Here is a 23,871-nt window from a genome sequence, read left to right on the forward strand (position 1 = left end):
TTTGCAACCGGTAACGATTGCAAAGCGCGGGGCCCAAAAACGAGCCGGTGGCGCAGGGGCGCCAGCGGCTCGGCTTACCAGGGGGCCTACCAGAGGCGCGTGTCGCTGATGCCGGCCGGCAGCGGCGGGTGCTCGGCCAGGCCCAGCACGCACCAGCCGGCCTCAATGCCGAAGGCGCCGCCTTGCAGCACGTGGCTGGCCCAGCGCAGGGCAATGCGCCCGCTGTGGGCCCCGGTTTCGGGGTCGAACTCGCGCAGCAGCAGGGCGTCGCCGGCCCGGAAGTTGCGGTCGTTCAGGCGCACGTCAAACGGTTTGGTACCGGCTTCGATGGCGGTGTAGCAGGAAGACCAGATGTCCAGCTCGTGGAGCTGGCAGTCGTCGGGAACCGAGACTTGGATGTGGTTCGAAGGAACAATTCTCATAACAATCACGCATTAATAGATAACAGGCGGAGCGCCTCTTTTTTCGCGCACCGCAGCCGCAATGTACCCAAAAAGCCGTGGGCACGGCACTCGTCAATACAGCCACCCCGGCCCGATTGGCCGGCAGGGAATCCCCGGGAAGTACAAAAAATGGGCCCCAAATGCGGGCTACGCCGGGGGGTTGTGCTGCACCAAATAGTCCGTTTCCACCCCCACGTCGCGCAGCGCTACCCGCGATTCCCAGATCAACAACACGCTGGCGTAGAAGAACATTCCACTACCGGCCAGGGCCAGCAGCACCAGCAGCCAGGCCGCCGTGAGGGCCAGCGCCTCGATGGCCCCGATGACCACGATGCTGCCCACAAAGATACCCAGCGCCCCGTAAAGGCTGGCCAGGGCCCGCTGCAAGGGCCGGGTGCGCCGGGCCGAAAACCCCGGCTGCTGCGTGAAGTAGCCGTGCTCGTCGGCATCGGGCGGGGCCCCGGCGGCGGCGGCGCGCAGGGGCTTCAGGGCGGCGGCCACGGCCCGCACCCGCTCCAGGCTGCGGCTCAGGCGCTGCGAGGTGGTGAGCACCAGGGCCCCGCAGGCCGATACCAGGATGGCGGGCGTGACCATCGCCGAGCGCGCCGCGAGGGCCCCGGGCACGTCGCGCAGACAAACAGTGGGGTGCGGCATGGCGCGAAGTAACGCCCCGGCCGGCCGGGGCCCCTATCTTCCGCGCCCTTTCTGCCCCTCCCCGCGCCCCCCATGCCCCTTTCCCTTTCCGAATTAAAAGACCGCGCCATCCGTTTTGCCCAGGAATGGCAGGATTCGACCGATGAGCGGGCCGATGCCCAGTCGTTCTGGATTGACTTTTTCCACGTCTTCGACGTGAAGCGCCGGCGCGTGGCCTCCTTCGAGGTGCCCATCAAGAAGGCCGACGGCAAGCAGGGCTTCATCGACCTGCTCTGGAAGGGCACCCTGCTGGTGGAGCACAAGAGCCGCGGCCGCGACCTCGACCGCGCCGGGCAGCAGGCCCGCGACTACTTCCCCGGCCTGAAGGACCACGAGCTGCCCAAGTACATCCTCGTGAGCGACTTCGCCCGCTTCCGGCTCTACGACCTCGACGAAGGCACGGAGCACGAATTTGGGCTGGCGCAGCTGCACGAGCACCTGCACTTGTTCGCCTTCCTCACCGGGTACCAGAAGCGCGAGTACCGCCCCGAGGACCCCGCCAACATCAAGGCGGCCGAGCTGATGGGGGCCCTGCACGACGCCCTGCTCGACAACGGCTACCACGGCCACAAGCTGGAGGTGCTTCAGCTACCATAGCTGGGCTTGTATCTTCGCAACAGGCCGCGTGGCCGGCTAATGCCTTTTGTAATGATTAAATCCGTTCGCCTCGTTAATTTCTTCAGTTTCGGCGATTGCACCATTGAATTGGAGCCGGACTTGAATGTGCTGGTCGGTGTTAATGGCAGTGGCAAAAGCAATTTATTACGTGCTTTTCAACTGCTAAAGGCGGGGATAAATGGCCGGCTGCAAGAGCAAGTTGCCCAGTGGGGCGGCCTAAATTCGATACACCCAAAGAATCTGGTTCGACCAATCATTCACCGCCAGATAGAAGTGGCTTTCACATTATCGGTCGATGTCATAGGGCCTTGGAAAGACGGTTACGAAGACGATATCGTTTACCGCATCGTCCTCTTAGGAAACGCTAACGATTTTACGGTGGACGAGGTAGTGGAACGGCCGGACGGACAGCGGTATTTTGATTCCCTCGGTGGCAGCATATTCGCATCGGCAATAGCAATAGTAGAACGCACTGGCATAACCCGTCGTAAACTGGGCAATGGTAAAGAGTTGCTGGTGCCGACGCTAGCTTTTGAAGAAGCGTTCGGAGAGTCATCGTTTATTCGCTTTCACTTGGGCGGCTTAGACGTTTACAAAGCATTCAACACCATTGAAGAGGCTCCTATGCGCACGGCCGTTCGGGCCACGGGCATCGACAAGCTGCTTCCTAACGGAGACAATGTATTCCAGGTACTCAACGTCACAAGCCTTAAATCGGCGCCAGATTACGACGCCATCGAAGCCGGGCTTCAGGACGTAAACGAGCAATTCCAGCGCTTTCGGATGAATGTGTATGGACAAGGCAGCGTGGAATTCTACTTGCAGGAAAAGGGATTGGATACGCCCATCCACGCCGCGCAGGTGTCGGACGGCACGCTGTGCTACCTCTGTCTGCTGGTGGCGCTGTACCAGCCAGAACGAGGCCGTGTCACCGTTTTTGACGAACCCGAACGCAACCTCCACCCGGACATGCTGGTGGAATTGGGGAAACAATTAGAGAAAGCAAGCAAAAGGAGACAAATAATTCTGACCACGCACGCCCCGGGCTTACTTAACCAATTCCCACTACGGGCGGTGCGCGTCTTTGAAAAAGACGAATACAACCAAACGCAGGTGCGGCAATTCACCGAAGCCGATTTTGCAGGATGGTACGAGGAATTTGCGCCGGGCCAAATGTGGCGCGATGGGGCCCTGGGCGGTAACCGCTATTAACCAATGGCAAAGTGCGTACTTTTTGTGGAAGGCAGCCAGAATACCAACAACGGTGACCTGCGCAACGGCTTTGGCAAACTGCTGGCGCAAGCCGGCCGCCCCATGCCGCAAATTATTATGTCAGACGACACGGCCGGGGCCGTTCGGAAGTTTCGGTTGGAGGTTAACAAGGCCAATTCCCTCTTCCAACGTGTATTGCTGCTGGTTGATTTGGATGGCCCGGAAGAAGCCCGCGAAGCGTGGCTAGCAGCGCAAGAGCTGGTACGATACCGCGAGCAGGTGTTTTTCATGGTGCAGAAAATGGAGGCTTGGTTTTTGGCGCAGCCCGGTGTGCTGCACGAGTTTTATGCCCCCAAGTTGCCCCATGCCCTACCCGGGGCACCGCCTACCCGCGTGTCGCACCCCGACCGTGAGTTGGCCCGCTGCACGCGGGACCATCCAAAAAAAGGGACGTACCACAAAACTGCGCACGGGGCCCGGCTATTGGCACTGCTGCGCCTGCCAGACTTGCAGCGTGCTTTCCCCGACGTAGCGCGCCTCGCAGCAGCCCTTTAAAGTTGGCCTTAAACGCCGAAGAACCCAGGTAGATACTGACGAACACCGCCCGTGCCTACCCCCAGGCAAACGGTCGGCGTGGAAGCCGCCGCGCAGGCGGTGCTGGGGGCCCGGGCCGCGTTCCCCGCCGAAAGCCTGGCCACCCTCTACGACCCGCTCACGATGCCCCCGGCCCTGGTGCGCGCCCACGCCGCCCTCGACCGCGCCGTGGATGCCTGCTACCGCCCCGCGGCCTTCCCCACCGAGCTGAGCCGGCTGGAGTTTTTGTTTCAGGCCTACCGGCAGCTGCAAGCGCCGCTGCTGCCCGCTGCGGGCCCCCCGGCCAAGCGCCCGCGGGGCCGGGCAGCGTAGGGCGCGGCGGCCGGGCCCCGGCGGCCGGGGCACCCCGCCCGGGGCCCCCGGCGCGCACCCAAGCGCGGGCGGGGCCCCCCGCGCCCCCCGCGGGCCCGGCCCCCGCCCCAAAAAGGCGCGTCGGCGCCGAACAATTTCCCGCCCAGCCTTGCGAAAGAAGCGGCTCAGGCAGCCCTCGGCCCGCCCGGCGGCGCGGCGCGGCGCGCAGCCGGAGCAGCGCTTCCGCAGCAGTAGGCCGGCGTAGGGGAACAGTGGCGCTGCTTCGGCAGCGCGCCGCTTCGCGCCGCCGGCCGGGCAAGGTTGAATTTTCGGATTTCCTAAACCGCTGCCGCAAGTAGCCGGGCGCCCCCGCTTCTTTTTGGCGCGGGGGCCGGGGCGGGCGGGGCCCCGGGCGCGCCGCCCCGGCCGCCGCCGCCGCCCCCCGAAATCGGGGGTTCGACCCCTGATTTCGACCCCCGAAGGATCGATTTCGGGGCCGGCCGGCCCGATTTCGGCCCGCGCTGGTTCAAAATCGGTCCAATGCGAGCCGATTGTGGGCCGCCGCTGCCCGCAATCGGCCCGCGTTGGACCGATTCGGACCCAAAAAGGCCCGATTTCGGGAAAATTTCCTCCGAAATCGGGCCTTTTTAGGTCAATTGGGGCCGGCTGGCGCGGGCTCCAAGTCAGTGCGCAGCGAGGGCGGACGGCCTGTAGAACGGCGTGGCACGCCATTGCCGGGCGAACGCCAAACGGCGCGCCACGCCGTTCTACCATACCGAGCGCACCGGCCCGGAAACCGCGCTAGGCGGTGGCGGCGGCCGGCTTGCGCCCGGCGTTGGCGCTGCCGGGGAAGCGCTGGCTCAGGTCGTCGTAGGCGGCTTGGGCCCCGGGCTGCTTGTTGCGGGCCAGGAACTTGATGTTGCCGTAGATGATGAGCGAGTTGGCGTAGGCTTCGGAGCCGGCCACCATCACGGTGCTGTCGGCGTCGAGGGCGAGCTGCTCGAACTGCTGGCGCAGGGGCGTGAGGGCCTGCACCCCGGCCACGTCCTGCTGCAATTCGGCCAGGTCCACGAAGCCGGGCACGAAGGCCGGGTTGTTGGCGGCGTAGTCGCTGGTTTTTTGCACGAAGGCCACCGTTTTGTCGGCCATGCGCAGCATGGTGCGGCGCTCGTCGGGGGTGAGGGAAACGAGGTAGGGCGCCAGGGCCGCCTTAATGGCGTCGAGGTGCTGCTGCACGGCGGCCAAAACAGCGGGTGGCAGGTCGGAATGGAAGTTATTGGGCATAAAATAGGAAAATAGGGGAAGAAAAATACGGTCGCGGCGGCGCACCCGCCGGCCGTCCGCAAGATGCACCGCCGGGCGCAAACCCGGGGCCCCAGGGGGGAACCCCAACCCCTCCTGGCGTAGTTTCGGAGCCGGCGGGGTAGGGGCGGGGCGTGCTCCCGCCCGGCCGTTCGCGCCAAGCCACCGATTCCGGGCAGCGATGGGCGGAGGCAAGCCCCGCCCCTACCTCGTGGTGCGCAGTTTCGGCGTCAGCGGGTGTAGGGGCGGGGCTTGCCCCCGCCCGCCCGTTCGCGCCATTTGCCTGGTACTTTGCGCCGTTTTTCAGTCCCGCACCCGTCCTTTCCGCGCCGCGCAACGGAGGGCGGGGGCAAGCCCCGCCCCTACGGCCGTTTATTTCTTTGCTATGACCTTGAAAAAAGAGTTCTTCCTCCTCCTACTGCTACTGCTGGCCGCGCAGCTCGCCAACGCCCAGCTGATGCAGCCCAAGATGGCCCTCACGCGGGCCGATACGCTGCGCGGCGGCCAGCCGGCGGCGCGCACCTGCTACGACATCAAATACTACCACCTCGACGTGCGCCTCGACCCGGCTAAGCAGTCGGTTAGCGGCAGCAACTTGTTTCGGTTCGCGGCTACGCGCGATTTCACGCGCCTGCAATTCGACCTGTTTGCCAACCTGGCGGTGGAGAAGGTGGTGTACCACGGCCAGCCGGTGCCGTTTACCCGCGAGGCCAACGCGGTGTTCGTCAACTTCCCGCGGGCCATCAAAAAGGGGGCCCAGGACGAGTTCGTGGTGCAGTACAGCGGCCAGCCCACCGTCGCCAAAAAGGCGCCCTGGGACGGCGGCCTGGTGTTTAGTAAGGACGCGCAGGGGGCCCCGTGGGTAGCCAGCGCCTGCCAGGGCGTGGGCGCCAGCATCTGGTGGCCCACCAAGGACCAGCAGGCCGACGAGGTGGATTCGATGCTCATCAGCATCCGCGTGCCTACGGGCTTGCAGGACGTGTCGAACGGCCGCCTGCGCCGCGTGACGGACCTGAAGGACGGCTACACGCGCTTCGACTGGGCCGTGCGCAACCCCATCAATAACTACGACGTGGCCCTGAACGTGGGTCATTTCGCGCATTTCAGCGACGTGTACCAGGGCGAGAAGGGGCCCCTGACGCTCGACTACTGGGTGCTGCCCGAGAACCTGGCCAAGGCCAAAACCCACTTCGCGGCCAACGTGAAGCCGATGCTCAAGAGCATGGAGCACTGGTTCGGGCCCTACCCGTTTTACGAGGACGGCTACAAGCTGGTGGACGCCCCGCACCTGGGCATGGAGCACCAGAGCGCCGTGGCCTACGGCAACAAGTACCTGAACGGCTACCTCGGGCGCGACCGCTCGGGTACGGGCTGGGGCGCGGGCTGGGACTTCATCATCGTGCACGAGAGCGGCCACGAGTGGTTCGGCAACAACATCACCAGCCAGGACATTGCCGACATGTGGGTGCACGAGGGCTTCACCACCTACTCGGAGGCCCTGTTTGTGGAGAGCCAGTACGGCAAGCCCGCCGGCCAGGCCTACATCCACGGGCAGCGCCTGAACATCCAGAACGACGCGCCCATCGTGGGGCCCTACGGCGTGAACAAGGAGGGCTCCAGCGACATGTACGACAAGGGCAGTAACCTGCTGAACATGGTGCGCACCGTGGTGAACGACGACGAGAAATGGCGCCAGATGCTGCGCGGCCTCGGCAAAACCTTCTACCACCAAACCGTAACCGGCGACCAGGTTATCGCCTACCTCAGCAAAGAATCGGGCCGCGACCTGTCCAAGATTTTCGCTCAGTACTTGCAGTACCGCACCCTGCCCATCCTGGAAATCCGCTTCAGCAAAACCCAGCCGCCCATGTGCCGCTGGCAGGCCAGCGTGCCGGGCTTCGACCTACCGGTGCGCGTGCGCACCAAGGGCGGCGAGTACCGCTTCCTCGCGCCCACCACCAAGTGGGGGCCCCTGGCCCTGCCCGGCGCCACCCTGGAAAACGTGGAAGTGGACACGTTCAACTACTACATCGGCGTGCTGGTGGAGTAGTGGGTTTGAGGGTGGGCGGGCGTGGGGGGTATCATTCCGACGAAGGAGGAATCTGGATAAAACCAGGCAAGGACAGTCCTCAGATTCCTCCTTCGTCGGAATAACAACCCCTACTCGGACAGGCCCTAATAAATCCCCCCTACCCCCCTACCCTCACCCAAACCGTAGCTCGTCGGCCTGGTACACGCGGGGGAGCTTGCGCTTGCGCTCCACGATTTGGTAGGTGGCCTGGTCGGTGGCCTCGTTCCAGAACACGTCGGCCACCAGGCCGAAGCGGCGGTACTGGCTGGGGGCGGGCGTTATTTCCTCCACCTCGTCGCCGAAGCTGAAGGGCGGCTTGCGCTGGATTTCCTGGAACAGCTCGGGCCGCACCAGGAACTGCTGCTCGTCGTAGCGTAGCGTGAGCCACTCGTTTTCTTCGTCTTCGCTGACCTTTTCGAAGAGCTTGCCCACCGGCTCCAGCAGCTCAAAGGCGCGGCGGTTGGCGGGGTGCACGTAGCGGAAGCCGTAGGCCGGCGTCCAGCCGTATAGACCGTGAATAAGGGGTTTGGGGCGGGCCATGACGGGTAGTTAGGAACGTAGGAAGGGCGTAATGCACAGGCAACCCGCGGGGCCCGGCGGCGGTTTGCGCACCCGCAAAGAACGGGGCGGCGGCCCGGCCCGGGGCCCCGGCCGGCTTAACCAAACCTTAATCCGGTTCGTATTGCCAGCGCCCCGCCCGCCACCGGCCGCTTTTCGGCTGCGCCGCGGGGCCCCAGGCTTCTCTGTATTATGTCCGCGAATGTTCCGCTTACCCACTCAGCTAAGCCCAGCAAAAAACCCGTTTCTACTACTTCCCAAGCGGCTGCCATGGCGCCCGCGGCCCCCAGCACGCACGGCGGCATGGGGGCCCTGCCCTACGACGGCGGCACCACGTTCCGGGTGTGGGCCCCCCACGCCGATTCGGTGGCCGTGGTGGGTACTTTTAATGATTGGAAAGGGCAGGCCAACGCCCTCCAGCGCGAAGCCAACGGCTACTGGGCCACCGACGTGGCCGGGGCCCGGCCCGGCGCCGAGTACAAGTTTGAGATTACCAACGGCGACCAGACCTTCCGCCGCAACGACCCCTACGCCCGTGAGGTGACCAACTCGGCCGGCAACTCGGTGGTGTTCGACCCAGCGTTTGACTGGGAAGACGACAATTTCCAGATGCCGGCCTGGAACGACCTCGTGATTTACGAGCTGCACGTGGGCACCTTCAACGCTCCCGACGCCGACCGGGTGGGTACGTTCATGAGCGTGGTGGACAAGCTGCCCTACCTGCGCGACCTGGGCATCAACTGCATCGAGCTGCTGCCGGCGACGGAGTTTCCGGGCGCGCGCTCGTGGGGCTACAACCCGGCCAATCCGTTTGCGCTCGAAAGCGACTACGGGGGGCCCCTGGCGTTCAAGGCGATGGTGAAGGCGGCCCACCAGCACGGCATCGCCGTGGTGCTCGACGTGGTGTACAACCACTTCGGGCCCGGCGACCTCGATTTGTGGCAGTTCGATGGCTGGAGCGAGAACGGCGGCGGCGGCATTTATTTCTACAGCGACTGGCGCGCCAAAACGCCCTGGGGCGACAACCGCCCCGACTACGGCCGGCCCGAGGTGCGCCAGTACATCCGCGACAACGCCCTGATGTGGCTGGAAGACTACCGCGTGGACGGCCTGCGGGCCGACGCCATTGCCTTCGTCCGCAACGTGGAGGGCGAGGAAAACCCCGAGACCGACCTACCCGAGGGCTGGAGCCTGATGAGCTGGATTAACGCGGAAATCCGGGCCCACATGCCCTGGAAAATCACCATTGCCGAGGACATGCGCGGCAACGACGGCATTACGGCCCCCGTGGCCAAGGGCGGCCAGGGCTTCGACTCGCAGTGGGACTCGGCCTTTGTGTACCCGATTCACGAGGCCATCACGACGCCCAACGATGCCGACCGCGACATGCACGCCGTGGCCGGTGCCATCCTCCACACCTACAACGGCGACGCCTTCCACCGCGTGATTTACACCGAAAGCCACGACGAGGTGGCCAACGGCAAGAGCCGCATCCCGGAGGAGATCATACCCGGCGCCGCCGATTCGTGGTTCCCCAAGAAGCGCGCCGTGCTGGGGGCCGCCATTGTGCTCACGGCCCCGGGCCTACCCATGTTGTTCCAGGGCCAGGAGTTTTTGGCCCACAGCTCGTTCAACGACAATGAGCCCTTGCAATGGGGCCGCGCCGAGGAATTCAAGGGCATCGTGCAACTGTACCGCGACCTGATTCGGCTGCGCCGCAACCTCGACGGCCATACCCGCGGCCTGGGCGGCCAGCACACCCGCATCTTGCACCTTAATAACGAGGACAAAGTCATCGCCTTCGCCCGCTGGGCCGACGGCGCCGGGGGCCCCGGCGACACGGTGGTGGTCATCGCCAACTTCGCCGACCGCACCCACGAGGCCTACCGCATCGGCCTGCCCGCCGGCGGCGACTGGCCGTGCCGCTTCAACTCGGACTGGCAGGGCTACGACGGCTCGTTTGGTAATTTCGGCTGCCTCAGCGCCACGGCCGAAGCCGGCAAATACGACGGCCTGGGCTGGCACGGCAGCGTGGCCCTGGCGCCCTACGGCGTGGCGGTGCTGGCCCAGTAGGGCCCCAGCGCCAACCCCTAATGGCTTAGCTTTACCCGAAACCCCGGTTTTCTGGGGTTTCGTTTTTTACCTCTGTTATGGACGAAAATCCCGCCTCCGAAGCGGTGGCACCGCTGCCCCTCACCGGCATCGCGGCCACCGTCAACGCCCCCAATTCAGAACTTAAGAACGCCGCCTTCATCGTGGCTGGTGTGGCCTCGGCGGCCTTTGGCCTGAAAGGATTTTTGCTGTCAAGCCACTTCATCGACGGCGGCGTAACCGGCATTTCCATGCTGCTAGCCACGGTGCTGCGCTTGCCGTTGTCGGTGCTGATTCTGGTGTTCAACCTGCCCTTCATCGCCTTGGGCTTGAATCAACTGGGCAAAAAATTTGCCTTGCGCAGCGCCATCGGTATCGGGGGCCTAGCCCTGGTACTGGCCCTGGTGCCGTTTCCCGACGTCACGCACGACCACCTGCTCACGGCCGTATTCGGGGGCGTGTTCATCGGGGCGGGTATTGGGCTGGCCATGCGCGGCGGGGCCGTGCTCGACGGCACCGAAATTGCCGCCCTGCTCGTGAGCCGCCACGTGAGCCTGCTCAAGGTCAGCGACTTAATTTTGATTCTCAACCTCGTCATTTTCAGCGGGGCGGTGGCCGTGCTCGGCACCGAGGCGGCACTGTACTCCATGCTCACCTACTTCGCCGCGGCGCGGGTGCTGGAGTTCGTACTCAACGGCATCGAGCAGTACACGGGCGTCACCATCGTGTCGGAGCTCAGCGACGATATCCGCAAGGCCATCACCGAGAAGCTGGGCCGCGGCGTGACCATGTACCAGGGCAAAGCCGGCTACGGCGAGCGCGGCGAAATGGGCCAGGAGCGCGATATCGTGTTCACAGTCGTTACGCGCCTGGAACTACCCGGCTTGCGCGCCCAGGTGAAGGACATCGACCCGCGCGCCTTCATCGTGCAATACCGCATCGACGACGCCCAGGGCGGCATCATCAAGCAGCGCGCCCTGCATTAAGGGTAGTTGGAGTTGGCAGGTTGGTGTGCATAGTGAGGCCGTCATGCTGAGCACAGCAAAGCATCTCTTCCGCAGCAGCAAACCAATCGGTTGGGTTAGTGGAGCAGTAGAGACGCTTCGCTGTACCCAGCATGACGGCCTCATGTTCGCTATTTGCAGAAATTACACCGGGGCTTGGTCGTACCGTTCACCTTCCGGCTGGGGCCAGCCGCCTTCGAACACAAACTCGGCCAGCGGCTTGCGCACGCGGGGGGCCAGCTCGCGGTCGCGCAGGGCGTCGGGCAGGCCGGCGGGGTCGCCGGGGTAGCCGAGGGTGAACACGGCCACCGGCGCGTAGCCCTCCGGCACGCCGAACGAAGCGCGTACTTTATCGACCGAGAAGCCCGCCATTTGGTGAATTTGCAGGCCCAGCGCGGCGCCCTGGATGGCGAGCGTGGCCACGGCCTGGCCCACGTCGTGCGTAGCCCAGGCGTTGGGGTTGCTATCGTGCGAAAAGTGCGTTTTGGCGATGCTCACCACCAGCACCGGGGCAGCTTTGGCCCAGGGTTGGTTGAACTCGGCCAGGCTGGCCAGGATTTTATCGTAGGCCTCGGCCGAACCGGCGCGGGTGCCCACCAAGAAGCGCCACGGCTGCTCGCCAAAGCACGACGAGGCCGACGAGGCGGCGGCAAAAACCTGGTGCAGCACGTCGGCCGGTACGGGCTGGTCGGCGTAGGCGCGGGGGCTGCGCCGCTGAGCCAGCACGGGCAGTATTTCGTGTTCGAGAGTGAGGACGTTGGTAATATCGGCGGCCATGAGAATAAGCTAATGCATAAAAACCCGGCGCGGACCATCCGCGCCGGGTTCCGCAACCGCGGCCGGCTGCTAATGTTGGGCCTGGCCCGCCGGGGCCCTACTTGGCTTGCAGCAGCGGTACCACGTCGGCCACCTCAAACAGGGAGTTGTACTTGAGAATATCCTTCAAAAACGCCACGTGCCCCTGCCCGATGACGAGCACAATGGCCCGGTCGTGCTGCAAGTCCACCTGCCGCAGCAAGTTAGTATAGATGCGCACGTTGCGCTTGAAGAACTCGCCCGCCAGGTCGGCCCCCGCGTAGCTGCTACCGCCCCCGATGCGGGCTACGTCGAGCAGGTAGGCGTCCATTTGGGCGCGCTCAGCGGCCTCGCTATTTTCGCGGATGAAGCGGGCCAGCAGCGTTTTGTCGGGGGCCTGCTCGATGTCGTTGGGGGTTTGGCGGGGCCCCGTGCGGGCGCTGATGAGGCGACCCAGGCTGTCCTGCGGCGGCGTGATGAAGGCGTTGTTCAGGATTTGCTCCTGGCCGTGCTGCTGGGCGTAGGCCTGGGCGGCGGGGTAGTCGAACACGCCGTCGGCGTCGGCGCAGTACACCCGGGGCCGGTTCAGCTTGTGGGCCAGGCGGTAGGCGAGCTGGTACACCTCGTTGTTGCTGGCCTTGAGCTGGCCCCGGCGGTACAGGGCGTAGGTGCTGTCCGCAAACGGCTGGTCCGGCAACTTGAACTCAATGAACACCTTATCGGCCCGCGTCTTGGCAAGTTTGCCCACCAGCTCGTCCAGTTCGCGCTGCATTTGGGGCGTGCGCACGTCGGTTTTGGTGCCCTTATGCACGTCGGTTTCGGAGCCGCCGAAGTGGAACGTGCCCACCAGGTACACCTTGATTTTGGCGGGCGCCGCCGGCTTGGGTTGGGCGGTGGCCACGGCGGCGGGCCCCAGCAGGGCGAGCGACAACAGGAAACGGGCAAATGAGCGGAAAGCAGTCATGGCAGCGCGGTGAAAGGGGGTTGGTGGACGACGATGGGACAAAGGTGGCGGGGCCCCCAGCCGGCCGAAAGTTTATTATCCCAACCCCCGCTAAAAGGCCGCCAACGCCTCCCGAGGCCCCTGCGGCCGGGTCGTCCGCTGTTTGGCGGGGTTGGGATAATATTTTTTCCGGGGGGCCACCCCGGCGGCAACTTTGTCGACCGGGGCCCCACCGGCCCTTTTCTATCCTCGTTTCCCGTTCCCTCTGCTCATGAAAATCGTTCTCACCTGGCGCACGCTACTGGCGTTTGGGCCCCTGCTATTTGTATTGGCCGAGGCCCACGAGCTGGTACATACCGGCCTGGGCCGGCTGCTGTGCGGCTGCTGGGGCCCCCGCGACTTCAACGTGTGGAGCCTGTGCAGTACCTGCGCCACCGGCCACCCCTACACCAACCTGGCCGCCACGCTGGCCGGGCCGGCGTTCATGTTTGCGGTAAGGTGAGTGGGGTACTAGCTGCTGGGCCCGCGCCAGCCCGTGGCGCGGCAGTAGCTGTGCTTCGCGCTGGTGATGGCCAACCTGCCGTTTGCGCGCATTCTGGGGGCGGTTTTCATGGGCGGCAACGACGAGGTGTATGCCCTGAGCAAGTTTTTACCCTACCACAGGGCCTGGGCCCTGGGGGGGCGCGCTGGTGCTGCTGGCCACGGTGCCGCCGCTGGTGCGGGCCTGGGCGGCGCTGGGCGGCCGTGGGTGTTTCTGGCGTTTTTCCTGCTGCCGTTTCCCTTCGCGGCGGCGATGCTGCTAGGGGCCCTAAACTCGCTGCTGGCCAGCGGCTTCCTGGCTACCGGTGGCCTGCTGGGCGCGCCCCTGCTCATCACGTGCTGGACGGCGGCCGTGGGCGCGGCGCTGGCCCTCACCTACCGGTACTTGTTCGCCCTGGGGCAGCCCATTGCCACTCCGCCCCCCCCGCCAACTACTTTTAAGCCATGAACCGCCCCCGGATTGCCCGCTACCACGCCCTAGGCTGGGGCTTGCTGATTACCCACGACGAGGTGGGCGTCCTGCTCAACCACACCACTCAGCTGCCCAAACACTTGCTGTTCACCGGCACGCTGTGGCTCACAGAGATAGTCCTGTTCTACTACTGCTTCCTACTGGTGTACCCACGCTACTGGCGGCCGGGCCGGGGCCCCCAATTGCTGCTGGGCCTGCTGGCCACGCCGCTGGTGTTCGGCGGTATGCGCTACCTGCTGGAAGAAGTGCTGGCACCAGCTGCGTTCGGCTTCCACAACTACGACCTGGGTAGCTCCTGGCGTGCTTTCGCCATCGACGATGTGTACCTGAGCCCGCCCATCGTGATATTGGCGGCCATCGCCTGGAAAATTGAGGAGGTTTTCCGGCGCGAAAAAGACCAGGCCACCCAGCTCCTGACGCAGGAAAAAACCCAGGCCGAGCTGGCCTTCCTCAAAACCCAAATCAATCCGCACTTCCTCTACAACACCCTCAACTACCTCTACGCCGAGGCCTACGCCGTATCGGAGCCGCTGGCCGGGGCGGTACTGCGCCTCTCCGACCTCATGCGCTACATGCTGCACGAGGGCCCCGACGGCCGCGTGGAGCTGCACAAGGAGGTGGCCTATTTAGAGAATTACCTGGCCCTGCACCGCCTGCGCTTCGAGGACCAGTTTTTTGTGAATTTCCGGCAGCCGGCGGCCGTGGGCGGGCAGCGGGTGGCCTCCCTCCTGCTCATCCCGTTCGTCGAAAACGCCCTCAAGCACGGCGTCCTCCACCGCCCCGACCAGCCCGTGGACATCTGCCTGGCCCTGCCCGCGCCCGGCTGCCTGTGCTTCGAAGTACGCAACCGCGTGGGGCCCCACCCGCGCGACGCCACCACCGGCATCGGCCTGGCCAACCTGCGCCGCCGCCTGGCCCTGCTCTACCCCGGCCGCCATACGCTGGAAGTCCGCGACGACGGCACCGAGCACTACACCCGCCTGGAGCTAGATTTGGGGCCGGCTCAACCCGGGCTGCCGGCTTTTTCGCCGGCTGCCCGGTAATCGCCAGGGCCCCCAGGGCCACCGCAATCCGCCACAACGATTGGCGGGCAGCCGGCGAAAAAGCCGGCAGCCCGCCCCCAACTTTCCCCCGAAAATGCTCCGCTGCATCGCCGTCGACGACGAGCCCGCCGCCACCCGGCTGCTGGCCGCCTACATCCAGAAAGTGCCGGCGCTGACGCTGGTGGGCACTACCAATAACCCGCTCGAAGCCCTGCAATGGGTGCAGGAAGGCCGGGTCGATTTGGTGTTTCTCGACATCCAGATGCCGGAGCTGACGGGCCTGCAGTTCCTGAAAGTCTGCGGGCGGCAGTGCCGGGTCGTCCTCACCACCGCCTACCCCGAGTACGCGCTGGAGGGCTACGAGCACGACGTGGTGGACTACCTGCTCAAGCCCGTGGCCTTCGACCGCTTCCTGCGCGCCGTGCAGAAAGCCCAGGCGGGGGCCCCCGCGGCGGCCGTGCCGGCCCCGGCCCCGGCCCCGCCGCCGGTGGTGGGGGCCCCGGCAGCTGATTATTTATTTGTGAAGGGCGAGAGCAAGAACAAATTCCTGCGGCTGAGCTACGCCGACATCCTGTACGTGGAGGCGCTAAAGAACTACGTATCCATCGTAGTGCCGGGCCAGCGCATCGTTACCTACCAGACGCTGAAGGACTTGGCCCAGCAGCTGCCGCAGCCGGCGTTTCTGCGGGTGCACAAGTCGTTCGTGGTGGCGCTGGACAAAATCCGGCTCGTGGACGGCCACACGGTGTACATCGGCGAGGCGGCTATTCCGCTGGGCGAGACGTACCGCGAAGGTTTATTCCAATTAATTCGGGCCCAAACCCAACCGTAAGCGCCGGCTGGGCCGTACCAAAAATAGTTGGGGCGGGCGTAGCGGCGGCGGCTGGGCCAGCTTACCTTTCGCCGCCGCTGTTTTTGCCCAATTTCACCCGCTATGCCCTACTCTTCCACTCCCCCCGCCGCCGATGCCCTGCTGCTGCCCGACTCGCTACTGATTGAAGCCGCCTGGGAAGTGTGCAACCAGGTGGGCGGCATCTACACCGTTATCCGGTCCAAGGTGCCGGCTACCATGCCCGCCTGGGGTAACCGCTACTGCCTGCTGGGCCCCTACTTCGCCCACATGGCGCAGGGCGAGTTCGAGAACTTCGACGACAACCAGCTCGACCTGATGGACGATCCCTACGCCGTGGCCGTGCGCACGCTGCGGGCCGAGGGCTACGACATTTGCTTCGGCACCTGGCTCGTGACGGGCCGCCCGCGGGTGGTGCTCATCAACCCGTTTCAGGCCTACAACCGCCTGGGCGACATCAAGCGCGATTTGTGGGAGCGCCACGGCATCCCGATGCCCGACCACGACGACCTGCTGCACCAGGTGGTGGCCTTCGGGGCCCTCTCGAAGCTGTTCATCCAAACCGTGGCCGCCCTCAAGGGCGAAAAAAGCCTGCTGGTGCACTTCCACGAGTGGATGACTGGCGTGGCCATCCCCGACCTGCGGCGCGATGGCACCCCGGCCCACCTCGTGTTCACGACGCACGCCACGCTGCTGGGCCGCTACCTGGCCATGAACGACCCCGACTTCTACGACCACCTGATGCGCGTGGACTGGCAGGCCGAGAGCCGCCACTTCAATATCGAGCCGGCCGTGACCATGGAGCGCGCCGCCGCCCACGGCAGCCACGTCTTCACCACGGTGAGCGAGCTGACGGTGCGCGAGTGCATTTACCTGCTCGACCGCATCCCCGACGCGGTGCTGCCCAACGGCCTGAACATCGAGCGCTTCGTGGCTGGGCACGAGTTCCAGAATCTGCATCAGCTCTACAAGGCAAAGATTCACGAGTTCGTGATGGCCCACTTTTTCCACTCGTATTCCTTCGAGCTGGACAAGACGCTGTACTTCTTCACCTCGGGCCGCTACGAGTACCACAACAAGGGCTTCGACCTAACGCTGGAGGCCCTGGCCCGCCTCAACTACCGCCTCCAGCAGAGCGGCATCGACGTGCAGGTGGTCATGTTTTTCATCACCAAGCGGCCCTTCACCAGCATCAACCCGCAGGTGCTGGAGCGCCGCGCCGTGCTGGAGGAAGTGCGCCAGACCTGCCGCGCCATCGAGGAGCAGGTGGGCGAACGGCTCTTCTACGCCGCCGCCGCCAGCTCCGACCAGCGCCTGCCCGAATTGGGCGACATGGTGGACGACTACTGGAAGCTGCGCTACCGCCGCACGCTGCAAAGCTGGAAATCGAACGCCCTGCCCCCCGTCATCACCCACAACCTGGTTGACGATGCCCAGGACGACATCCTCAACTTCCTGCGCCGCTCCAACCTGCTGAACCACCAGCACGACCGGGTAAAAATCGTGTACCACCCGGATTTTGTGTCCACGACCTCGCCCCTGTTTGGCATGGAGTACGGGCAGTTTGTGCGCGGCACCCACCTGGGCGTGTTCCCGAGCTACTACGAGCCCTGGGGCTACACGCCGCTGGAGTGCGTGGCCCGCGGCGTGCCCGCCGTTACGAGCGACCTCTCGGGCTTCGGCGACTACGCCCTGCAGAACGTGCCCGAACCCGAGCAAAAGGGCATTTTTGTGGTGCACCGCCAGGAGCGCACCTTCGATGAATCAGCCGAGGAGTTGACCGAGATGATGTGGCAGTTTGTGCTCCTCTCGCGCCGCGAACGCATCCAGCAGCGCAACAACGTGGAGAGCCACGCCGGGCTGTTCGACTGGAAAAACCTGCGCGTGTACTACGACCGGGCCTACGCCCTGGCCCTGGAGCGGCAATAGGGCCCCGACGAATCTATCTACGGCTCGGCATTAGCACAGCACCACCATGAATAATTTCAGGCTGGAGACGTACACGGGCACCGTGTTGGACTCGCAGAAGCACACGCAGTCGCACGTTTACAGCGAAGGTGGCGGCGGCTACGTGGGGCCCAACGGCGGGCGGGTAGAAGCAGCGACGGTAAAATCGTACAATACCACTCGCCACGACATTTTCTACCGCTTACCAGATGGCCGGGAAGAACACGTTTACTTTCCGCTCGATGGCATTGCGTTGCGAAACGGTAACGTCATCACTCTGATTGCCGCCTTTCGCGGCGATAGCACCAGCGGCCACTACGTTCGCCTGTGCAACCACGACACTGGCACGGTCTACAACGTGTTGGATGATGCGACCTGGCGAGCCATGACGGCTCCTGACTCAACGGATTTAGCCTCCCTGAAGGAGATTAAGACCGGGTATTCGTTTCTTATTCCGCTGGCGATATGGCTGGCCTTGTGCCTTATCACCATATCAGGCGGGCTTTACCTGTACAAGCAGCTACCCGGTTCGCGGGAGTTGATTACTAAAATATGCCTGTACGCCATCTTCTCTTTGCCGCTCTTTTTCATCGCAGCGCTGCTGATGGTTCACGGAAAAAGCAAGAAGCGCCAGGCGGCCAAGCAAGACATGAACAACCGATTGGCGGATGAATTGAATGGGAAAATAGCCGCAGCGGTAGCAACCGTGGGTTAATACTGCTTTAGCATAATGTCCAAACGCTTTTTTGCTCTCGCCCCACTCCTCGCGCTGGCCAGCGCCGGCCTGGCCCACGAGTTCTGGCTTCAGCCCGCCCGCTTCCGCCTCGCGCCGGGCGACACCGTGAACGTGCGACCGCTGGTGGGCGAGCACTTCCAGGGGGCCCCGTGGGGCAACCGGGCCAGCAAAATTTTGGCTTTTGCGCGCTACGGCCCCGCCCCGGCCGACTCCACCAACCTGGCGCCCGCGCCCGGTGGGGCCCCGGCCGACACGTTCCGCACCGCCGTGGCGTTTGCCCGGCCTGGCACGCACCTGGTGGTACTACGCAGCAACCTGGCCTTCATTGAGTTGCCCGCCGCGCAGTTCACCGCCTACCTGCGCGAGGAAGGCCTGGAGCTGCCCCTACGCCGCCGCCAGGAGCGCGGCCAGCAGGCCCAGCCCGGCCGCGAGGCCTACCGCCGCTGCGCCAAAGCACTGGTGCAGGTGGGGGCCCCAGCCGCCGACACCGCCTACCGCCGCGTGCTAGGCCTGCCCTTTGAGTTGGTGCCCGAGCAGAACCCGTACCGCCTGGCGCCCGGTGCAGCCCTCACCGTGCGGGTGCTGCGGGCCGGGCAGCCGGCGCGGGGGGCGCTGGTGCAGGTGTGGGAGACGCAACCGGATGGCCTGCCTACCAAGCATTTCACTACCCACGCCAACCAAAACGGCCGCTTGCTGTTACGCCTGTCTGGGCCGGGGCCCTACCTGGTGGCCGCCGTCGACGCAGCCGAGGCGCCCATGGCGCTGCGCGCGCGCGCCGACTGGCTCAGCACTTGGGCGTCGCTGGCGTTTGCCGGGCCGGTGGTCCGGTAGAGACAGCGGAACGGCGCCGGCATCGCGGTTTTCTTTCTACCTTCGTCTCCTCTAATCCTTTTTCTTCGCTCCTCCGCATGAAGTACGCCATCGATAAAAAAGAAAGCTATACCGTCATCACCATCGACGAGAAAAAGCTGGACACGACCGTTGCCCCGGACCTCAAATCGGAGTTCGTGAAGCTCAACGCGGAAGGCATTAACAACCTGATTCTCGACCTGTCCAACGTCAAATACACCGACTCGTCGGGTCTGAGCTCCATCCTCATCGCCAACCGGTTGTGCAACTCCACGGGCGGCCTGCTGGTGCTCACCGGCCTGCAAGACCACGTGCTCAAGCTCATCACCATCAGCAAGCTGGAGTCGGTGCTGCACATCCTGCCCACGGTTGAGGAAGGCATCGACCGCGTATTTCTGCACGCCATCGAGCGCGATTTGACGGACAAGGAGTAGATTTTTTTAAGCTGTTAGCGGGTACCTTGATGCGCCACTTGGCTGTTAGCGGTTAGCCTTCCTTTGGGATGCTGCGGCTGACAGCCAATTTCTTTTCGCCGAACGGCTACTACTTATGGTTTTTACTCTCAGACCAAAAAAGCTAACGGCTAACAGCTAGTAGCTAATAAGTGCCTGGCCTGAATTAATCATCCATTAATTCGGACACAATAAACTAACCATCAACAAGAAAGCTATCAGCTAAAAGCTAACGGCTCAATACTTAGCTTCCTATTTTGACCTTCGAACTGCGAATCCTGGGCTCGGCGTCGGCCGCCCCGACGCTGGGCCGCCACCCCACGGCCCAGGCCCTCACCGTGGGCGGCGCGCACTACCTCATCGATTGCGGCGAGGGCACCCAGTGGCGCCTGCTCGAATACCACAGCCGCCTGAACCAGCTGCGGGCGGTGTTCATCTCGCACCTGCACGGCGACCATTACTTTGGGCTGTTCGGGCTGCTGGGCTCGCTGCACTTGCAGGGTCGCACCCGGTCGCTGATTATCGTGGGCCCGCCCGGCCTCGACGAGGTACTGACCACCCAGATGCGGGTGTCGGGCACGAAGCTGGCCTTCGCCATGGAGTTCGTGGCCGTGGATACCGAGGCCCATGCCGTGGTGTACGAGGACGCCCACATCACGGTATCGTCGCTGCCCATGCGCCACCGCATCCCGTGCGCCGGCTACCTGTTTGCCGAGCAACCCCGCCGCCGCCGCCTGCTGAAGGAGCGCCTGCCCGCCGGCCTCAGCGCCGCCCAGCTGGCCCACCTGGCCCAGGGCCACGACCTGCCCGCCGATGCCGACCGGCCCGGCGTGCGCCACGCCGACATATCGGCCCCCGCCCCGGCGCCGCGCCGCTACGCCTTCTGCTCCGACACGCTCTACACCCCCGCCCTGGCCGACCTGGTGCGTGGGGCTAATGTGCTCTACCACGAGGCTACCTTTCTGGAAGACATGCACGTGCGCGCCGCCCAAACCCACCACAGCACCGCCCGCCAGGCCGCCCAGCTGGCCCGCGACGCGGGCGTTGGCCGCCTGCTCATCGGCCACTTTTCGAGCCGCTACAAGGCCCTGGAGCCGCTGCTACACGAGGCCCAGGCCGTGTTTCCCACCGCCGAGCTGGCCACCGAGGGATTGGTGGTGAGCGTGTAGCCGGGGCCCAGCATGTCGTCCTTCGCCCATAAAAAGCAGCAGCTGTACCTGGTGCTCAGCAGCATTTTCCTGGTGAATGCGCTGCTGGCTGAAATCATCGGCGTCAAAATCTTTTCGGTGGCTAAGCTCGCGGGCTTTTTGCCCGGCGAGCTCACGGCCGGCGTGCTCATCTGGCCGGTCGTGTTCGTCACCACCGATATCATCAACGAGTACTTTGGCAAGGAAGGCGTGTTGCGCGTGAGCTACCTCACCATGGGCCTCATCCTATTTGCCTTCGGGGTCATCTACCTCACCACCAAGCTCCCCCCGGCCGATTTCTGGCTCGATGTGAACAAGGCCGACCCCCAGGGCCGGCCCTTCGACATCGACTTTGCCTACCAGAGCATCTTCCGCCAGGGCTTGGGCATCATCACCGGCTCCATCGTGGCCTTCATCATCGGGCAGCTGCTGGACGCCAGCATTTTCCAGGCCATCCGCCGGGCCACGGGCGGGCGCCATGTATGGCTGCGGGCCACCGGCTCCACCCTCGTCTCGCAGCTCGTGGACAGCTTCGTGGTACTGTACGTGGCCTTTTATGTATTCGGCAACTGGAGCCTGGCGCAAGTCGTCAGCGTGGCTAACTTCAATTATTGGTACAAATTCGCGGCCGCCATCCTGCTCACGCCGGTCCTTTATATAGCTCATTATTTCATCGACCGCTACTTGGGCCCCGTCGATACCTTAGAATTGCAGCACGAAGCTGTGGACGACGACAGCGTGTAATTATTCCTTCCTAATTTATCATTTTATGTCCCGCTTATCCTTCAATCCCAAATACTTACCCCTCGCTGCCCTTTTCGCCAGCTCTTTTTTATTACCGGGCCACGCCCGGGCCCAGTTTGCTTTTGCGCCCGGCCACTACAAGCTGGCCAGTGGGGCCCAGGGCGACGCCGAGCTCAAGCTGGTGCTGGCCGAAGATAACAAACCCGGCGCCATGGCCGGCGTCCGCAACGGCCAGGAGCGTAGCTTCCGTCTGGCGCAGGTAGCGGCATTCAGCGTGGACGGCCATTCCTTTGCACGGCAAGACGGTTTCAAGCTGCGCGCGGGCTTCGACGCGCAGTTTGCCGGCCCGGTACTGCTGGAAACCGTGGTGGCCGACGGGCCCATCGAGCTATTCCACTACTATTACGTGGCCCCGATGGGGCCCCTGAAAGCCCACATCACGCTGGCCGTGCTACGCAAGAAGGGCACCAATAACTTCTTCATTTACAGCCCGAAGCACGCCCCCGGCCTGAATGCCCAGCAGGCCCTGAGCCCGCTCGTAGCCGGCCTGTTTCCTGCCGACCCCATTTTGCAGCGGCAGCTGGTGAGCAACCAAATTACCCGCGCACAGTTGCCCGATTTGGTGCGCGCCTACAACCAGGGCGTGCGCCTCAAACCCTGATTATCCTTTTATCCTCAATCATTATATTTCTTTACACTATGCGTTTACTATTTGTACTCGTTGGGCTTTTATTGCCGCAGGTATTGCGGGCCCAGTCTTTTAATTCTTTTGAGCCCGGTTCTTACCAATTGGTGAACAGCCCCGGAATGCGCCACCAGAGCCTACTTAAGCTGCGGGGTAACGACCAATTGTTGGCAAAAGATGACCGTGATGACAAAGTCAAGCTGACCCCCAAAGAAGTGCTTTCCTTTCAAATCGGCGAGCACAAGTATGTTACTGCGGGCGACTTCAAATTAGGTTCCGGCCCGTTTAGCAAACCGGTGGATCTGGCCTTTGTAGAGCGGCTTGACAGCGGTCAGGTTAATCTGATGGAGTACACATACATAACTTTTACTGGCGGCAGCAATGGCATGGTGGCATCGAATGAAGTTAAAGTTTACATCATAAAAGCGGCGGACTGGGCGGATGCTATTGCCCTTCCCAGTTACGCGTGGACTAACCGGGGAGAAAAGCTACGCGACGCTCTCAGACCTTACACAGTTGATCGACCCGACTTAGCCGAGCTAATAGATAATAACCAGCTCCGGGACAATAATATCCCAGCTTTTTTTCACGCTCTTAATTCTGGCCAACTGTTTCCATTGACTGAAGCAATGGAACATAAAATAAAAAAGGAGAAGGAAAGGCCCATAGAAAATCCTTTTCGCGATTAATTAATTTCCCCATGTCCCGCATCCTCACCGGCATCCAGAGCACCGGCCGTCCGCACCTGGGCAACCTGCTCGGGGCCATCCTCCCGGCCATCGAGCTGTCGAAAAACCCGGCCAACGAGTCGCTCTACTTCATCGCCGATTTGCACTCGCTCACCACCGTGCGCGACCCCGAAGTGCTGCGCCAGAACACCTACGCCGTAGCCGCCGCTTGGCTGGCCTGCGGCTTCGACACTGAGAAGAACCTGTTTTACCGGCAGTCCGACGTGCCGCAGGTGACCGAGCTAACCTGGCACCTATCGTGCTTCACGCCCTACCCGATGCTGGCCAACGCGCACAGCTTCAAGGATAAGAGCGACAAGCTCTCGGACGTGAACGCTGGCCTTTTCACCTACCCGGTGCTGATGGCGGCCGACATCCTGCTCTACGACGCCGAGATTGTACCCGTGGGCAAGGACCAGATCCAGCACCTCGAAATTGCCCGCGACATCGCCCAAGCCTTCAACTCCCGCTACGGCGACACGCTGGTGCTGCCTCAGGCCCGCGTCGACGCCGAGCTGATGACCATTCCTGGCATCGACGGCCTGAAGATGAGCAAGAGCTACGGCAACATCATCGACATCTTCTTACCCGAGAAGGAATTACAAAAAGTTATACGCAAAATCATCACCGACGGCAAGGATCTCGCCGACCCCAAAGACCCGGATACCGACGTCACGTTCAAGCTGTATTCCCTGCTGGCCTCACCGGCAGAAACCGCCGAGCTGCGCCGCCTATACCTGGCCGGCGGCTACGGTTACGGCCATGCCAAGCAGGCCCTGTTCGAGCTGATTTTGAAGCGTTTCGCCGCCGAGCGCGAGCGGTTCAATTTCTATATGAGCAACCTGCCCGAAATCGATAAACAGCTGGCCATCGGAGCCCAGCGCGCCCAGGCCTACGGCGCCGGCGTACTGGCCAAAGTGCGCCAGAAAATAGGGTACGGTTTCTGAACCGCAGATTAAGTGGACTTAACGGATAAGAACGGATTGCCAGGGTTGGCAATTTGCCAGTCTGATGCAATTCGAA

Annotated in this window: 26 protein-coding genes; 20 read left to right on the forward strand and 6 right to left on the reverse strand. The window is 63.6% G+C overall.

Annotation, left to right across the window (positions count from 1 at the left end):
• Positions 1 to 86 precede the first annotated feature (86 nt).
• Both DDQ68_RS09085 and DDQ68_RS09090 read right to left on the reverse strand, forming a co-directional pair.
• A complete protein-coding gene (locus DDQ68_RS09085; protein WP_109656013.1) occupies positions 87 to 422 on the reverse strand; it encodes an ASCH/PUA domain-containing protein in 336 nt (111 codons plus the stop codon).
• A 168-nt stretch (positions 423 to 590) separates the two neighbouring features.
• Entirely contained in the window at positions 591 to 1,097 is a 507-nt protein-coding gene (locus tag DDQ68_RS09090; protein ID WP_109656014.1) for a DUF2721 domain-containing protein, read from the reverse strand.
• A 72-nt stretch (positions 1,098 to 1,169) separates the two neighbouring features.
• On the opposite strand from DDQ68_RS09090, the gene DDQ68_RS09095 reads away from it, so the two are divergent.
• The 4 genes from DDQ68_RS09095 to DDQ68_RS09110 are packed head-to-tail and all read left to right on the forward strand — an operon-like array spanning position 1,170 to position 3,872.
• On the forward strand, positions 1,170 to 1,733 hold the full coding sequence (locus tag DDQ68_RS09095; protein WP_211320256.1) for a type IIL restriction-modification enzyme MmeI: 564 nt from the start codon (positions 1,170 to 1,172) through the stop codon (positions 1,731 to 1,733).
• Between the two features lie 51 nt (positions 1,734 to 1,784).
• A complete protein-coding gene (locus DDQ68_RS09100) occupies positions 1,785 to 2,966 on the forward strand; it encodes an AAA family ATPase (protein ID WP_162549977.1) in 1,182 nt (393 codons plus the stop codon).
• A 3-nt stretch (positions 2,967 to 2,969) separates the two neighbouring features.
• Positions 2,970 to 3,521 carry a DUF4276 family protein gene (locus tag DDQ68_RS09105; RefSeq protein ID WP_109656016.1) on the forward strand — a complete coding sequence of 184 codons (552 nt, stop codon included), beginning with the start codon at positions 2,970 to 2,972 and terminating at the stop codon, positions 3,519 to 3,521.
• Positions 3,522 to 3,572: 51 nt separating this feature from the next.
• Positions 3,573 to 3,872 carry a type IIL restriction-modification enzyme MmeI gene (locus DDQ68_RS09110; RefSeq protein ID WP_162549978.1) on the forward strand — a complete coding sequence of 100 codons (300 nt, stop codon included), beginning with the start codon at positions 3,573 to 3,575 and terminating at the stop codon, positions 3,870 to 3,872.
• 780 nt (positions 3,873 to 4,652) lie between these two features.
• On the opposite strand, the gene DDQ68_RS09115 is transcribed toward DDQ68_RS09110, so the two are convergent.
• The gene (locus DDQ68_RS09115) at positions 4,653 to 5,135 is read right to left on the reverse strand and encodes a hypothetical protein (RefSeq protein ID WP_109656018.1); all 483 of its coding nucleotides are present in this window, start codon (positions 5,133 to 5,135) and stop codon (positions 4,653 to 4,655) included.
• A gap of 403 nt (positions 5,136 to 5,538) precedes the next feature.
• Between DDQ68_RS09115 and DDQ68_RS09120 the strand changes: the two genes are divergently transcribed.
• The gene (locus DDQ68_RS09120; protein WP_109656019.1) at positions 5,539 to 7,203 is read left to right on the forward strand and encodes a M1 family metallopeptidase; all 1,665 of its coding nucleotides are present in this window, start codon (positions 5,539 to 5,541) and stop codon (positions 7,201 to 7,203) included.
• A 153-nt stretch (positions 7,204 to 7,356) separates the two neighbouring features.
• Here the strand turns inward: DDQ68_RS09120 and DDQ68_RS09125 are convergent, their stop codons facing one another.
• The gene (locus DDQ68_RS09125) at positions 7,357 to 7,764 is read right to left on the reverse strand and encodes a DUF6960 family protein (protein ID WP_109656020.1); all 408 of its coding nucleotides are present in this window, start codon (positions 7,762 to 7,764) and stop codon (positions 7,357 to 7,359) included.
• Between the two features lie 288 nt (positions 7,765 to 8,052).
• Here DDQ68_RS09125 and DDQ68_RS09130 point away from each other — a divergent pair, with 288 nt between their 5' ends.
• On the forward strand, positions 8,053 to 9,855 hold the full coding sequence (locus DDQ68_RS09130; RefSeq protein WP_245897390.1) for an alpha-amylase family glycosyl hydrolase: 1,803 nt from the start codon (positions 8,053 to 8,055) through the stop codon (positions 9,853 to 9,855).
• A gap of 77 nt (positions 9,856 to 9,932) precedes the next feature.
• Entirely contained in the window at positions 9,933 to 10,859 is a 927-nt protein-coding gene (locus tag DDQ68_RS09135; protein ID WP_109656021.1) for a YitT family protein, read from the forward strand.
• A gap of 162 nt (positions 10,860 to 11,021) precedes the next feature.
• Here DDQ68_RS09135 and DDQ68_RS09140 read toward each other — a convergent pair whose 3' ends face one another.
• On the reverse strand, positions 11,022 to 11,654 hold the full coding sequence (locus DDQ68_RS09140; RefSeq protein ID WP_109656022.1) for a nitroreductase family protein: 633 nt from the start codon (positions 11,652 to 11,654) through the stop codon (positions 11,022 to 11,024).
• A 97-nt stretch (positions 11,655 to 11,751) separates the two neighbouring features.
• Positions 11,752 to 12,636 (reverse strand): DUF5694 domain-containing protein, encoded by an 885-nt coding sequence (locus DDQ68_RS09145; RefSeq protein WP_162549979.1) that lies wholly within the window; start codon positions 12,634 to 12,636, stop codon positions 11,752 to 11,754.
• A gap of 250 nt (positions 12,637 to 12,886) precedes the next feature.
• On the opposite strand from DDQ68_RS09145, the gene DDQ68_RS09150 reads away from it, so the two are divergent.
• The 13 genes from DDQ68_RS09150 (at position 12,887) to trpS (ending at position 23,795) form a co-directional block, all read left to right on the forward strand.
• A complete protein-coding gene (locus DDQ68_RS09150; RefSeq protein ID WP_109656024.1) occupies positions 12,887 to 13,117 on the forward strand; it encodes a hypothetical protein in 231 nt (76 codons plus the stop codon).
• Between the two features lie 63 nt (positions 13,118 to 13,180).
• A complete protein-coding gene (locus DDQ68_RS09155) occupies positions 13,181 to 13,603 on the forward strand; it encodes a hypothetical protein (protein WP_162549980.1) in 423 nt (140 codons plus the stop codon).
• A complete protein-coding gene (locus DDQ68_RS09160) occupies positions 13,600 to 14,670 on the forward strand; it encodes a sensor histidine kinase (RefSeq protein ID WP_109656026.1) in 1,071 nt (356 codons plus the stop codon). Before DDQ68_RS09155 ends, DDQ68_RS09160 begins: the two co-directional genes overlap by 4 nt.
• A gap of 94 nt (positions 14,671 to 14,764) precedes the next feature.
• The gene (locus tag DDQ68_RS09165) at positions 14,765 to 15,502 is read left to right on the forward strand and encodes a LytR/AlgR family response regulator transcription factor (protein ID WP_109656027.1); all 738 of its coding nucleotides are present in this window, start codon (positions 14,765 to 14,767) and stop codon (positions 15,500 to 15,502) included.
• Between the two features lie 102 nt (positions 15,503 to 15,604).
• The gene (locus DDQ68_RS09170; protein ID WP_109656028.1) at positions 15,605 to 17,449 is read left to right on the forward strand and encodes a glycosyltransferase; all 1,845 of its coding nucleotides are present in this window, start codon (positions 15,605 to 15,607) and stop codon (positions 17,447 to 17,449) included.
• A gap of 46 nt (positions 17,450 to 17,495) precedes the next feature.
• Positions 17,496 to 18,182, forward strand: a complete 687-nt coding sequence (locus DDQ68_RS09175) for a hypothetical protein (protein ID WP_109656029.1) — start codon at positions 17,496 to 17,498, stop codon at positions 18,180 to 18,182.
• A 15-nt stretch (positions 18,183 to 18,197) separates the two neighbouring features.
• On the forward strand, positions 18,198 to 19,034 hold the full coding sequence (locus DDQ68_RS09180; protein WP_109656030.1) for a DUF4198 domain-containing protein: 837 nt from the start codon (positions 18,198 to 18,200) through the stop codon (positions 19,032 to 19,034).
• A gap of 77 nt (positions 19,035 to 19,111) precedes the next feature.
• A complete protein-coding gene (locus DDQ68_RS09185) occupies positions 19,112 to 19,486 on the forward strand; it encodes an STAS domain-containing protein (RefSeq protein WP_109656031.1) in 375 nt (124 codons plus the stop codon).
• 275 nt (positions 19,487 to 19,761) lie between these two features.
• Entirely contained in the window at positions 19,762 to 20,673 is a 912-nt protein-coding gene (locus DDQ68_RS09190; RefSeq protein WP_109656032.1) for a ribonuclease Z, read from the forward strand.
• A 12-nt stretch (positions 20,674 to 20,685) separates the two neighbouring features.
• A complete protein-coding gene (locus DDQ68_RS09195; RefSeq protein ID WP_109656033.1) occupies positions 20,686 to 21,435 on the forward strand; it encodes a queuosine precursor transporter in 750 nt (249 codons plus the stop codon).
• Between the two features lie 25 nt (positions 21,436 to 21,460).
• Positions 21,461 to 22,096, forward strand: coding sequence for a hypothetical protein (locus tag DDQ68_RS09200; protein ID WP_109656034.1), 636 nt, complete (start codon positions 21,461 to 21,463; stop codon positions 22,094 to 22,096).
• Positions 22,097 to 22,134: 38 nt separating this feature from the next.
• Complete coding sequence (locus tag DDQ68_RS09205) at positions 22,135 to 22,809, forward strand: hypothetical protein (RefSeq protein ID WP_109656035.1); 675 nt, start codon at positions 22,135 to 22,137, stop codon at positions 22,807 to 22,809.
• 11 nt (positions 22,810 to 22,820) lie between these two features.
• Positions 22,821 to 23,795, forward strand: coding sequence for a tryptophan--tRNA ligase (trpS, locus tag DDQ68_RS09210; protein ID WP_109656036.1), 975 nt, complete (start codon positions 22,821 to 22,823; stop codon positions 23,793 to 23,795).
• Positions 23,796 to 23,871: the final 76 nt, after the last annotated feature.

The organism is Hymenobacter nivis, from assembly GCF_003149515.1.
Taxonomy (GTDB): Bacteria; Bacteroidota; Bacteroidia; order Cytophagales; family Hymenobacteraceae; genus Hymenobacter; species Hymenobacter nivis.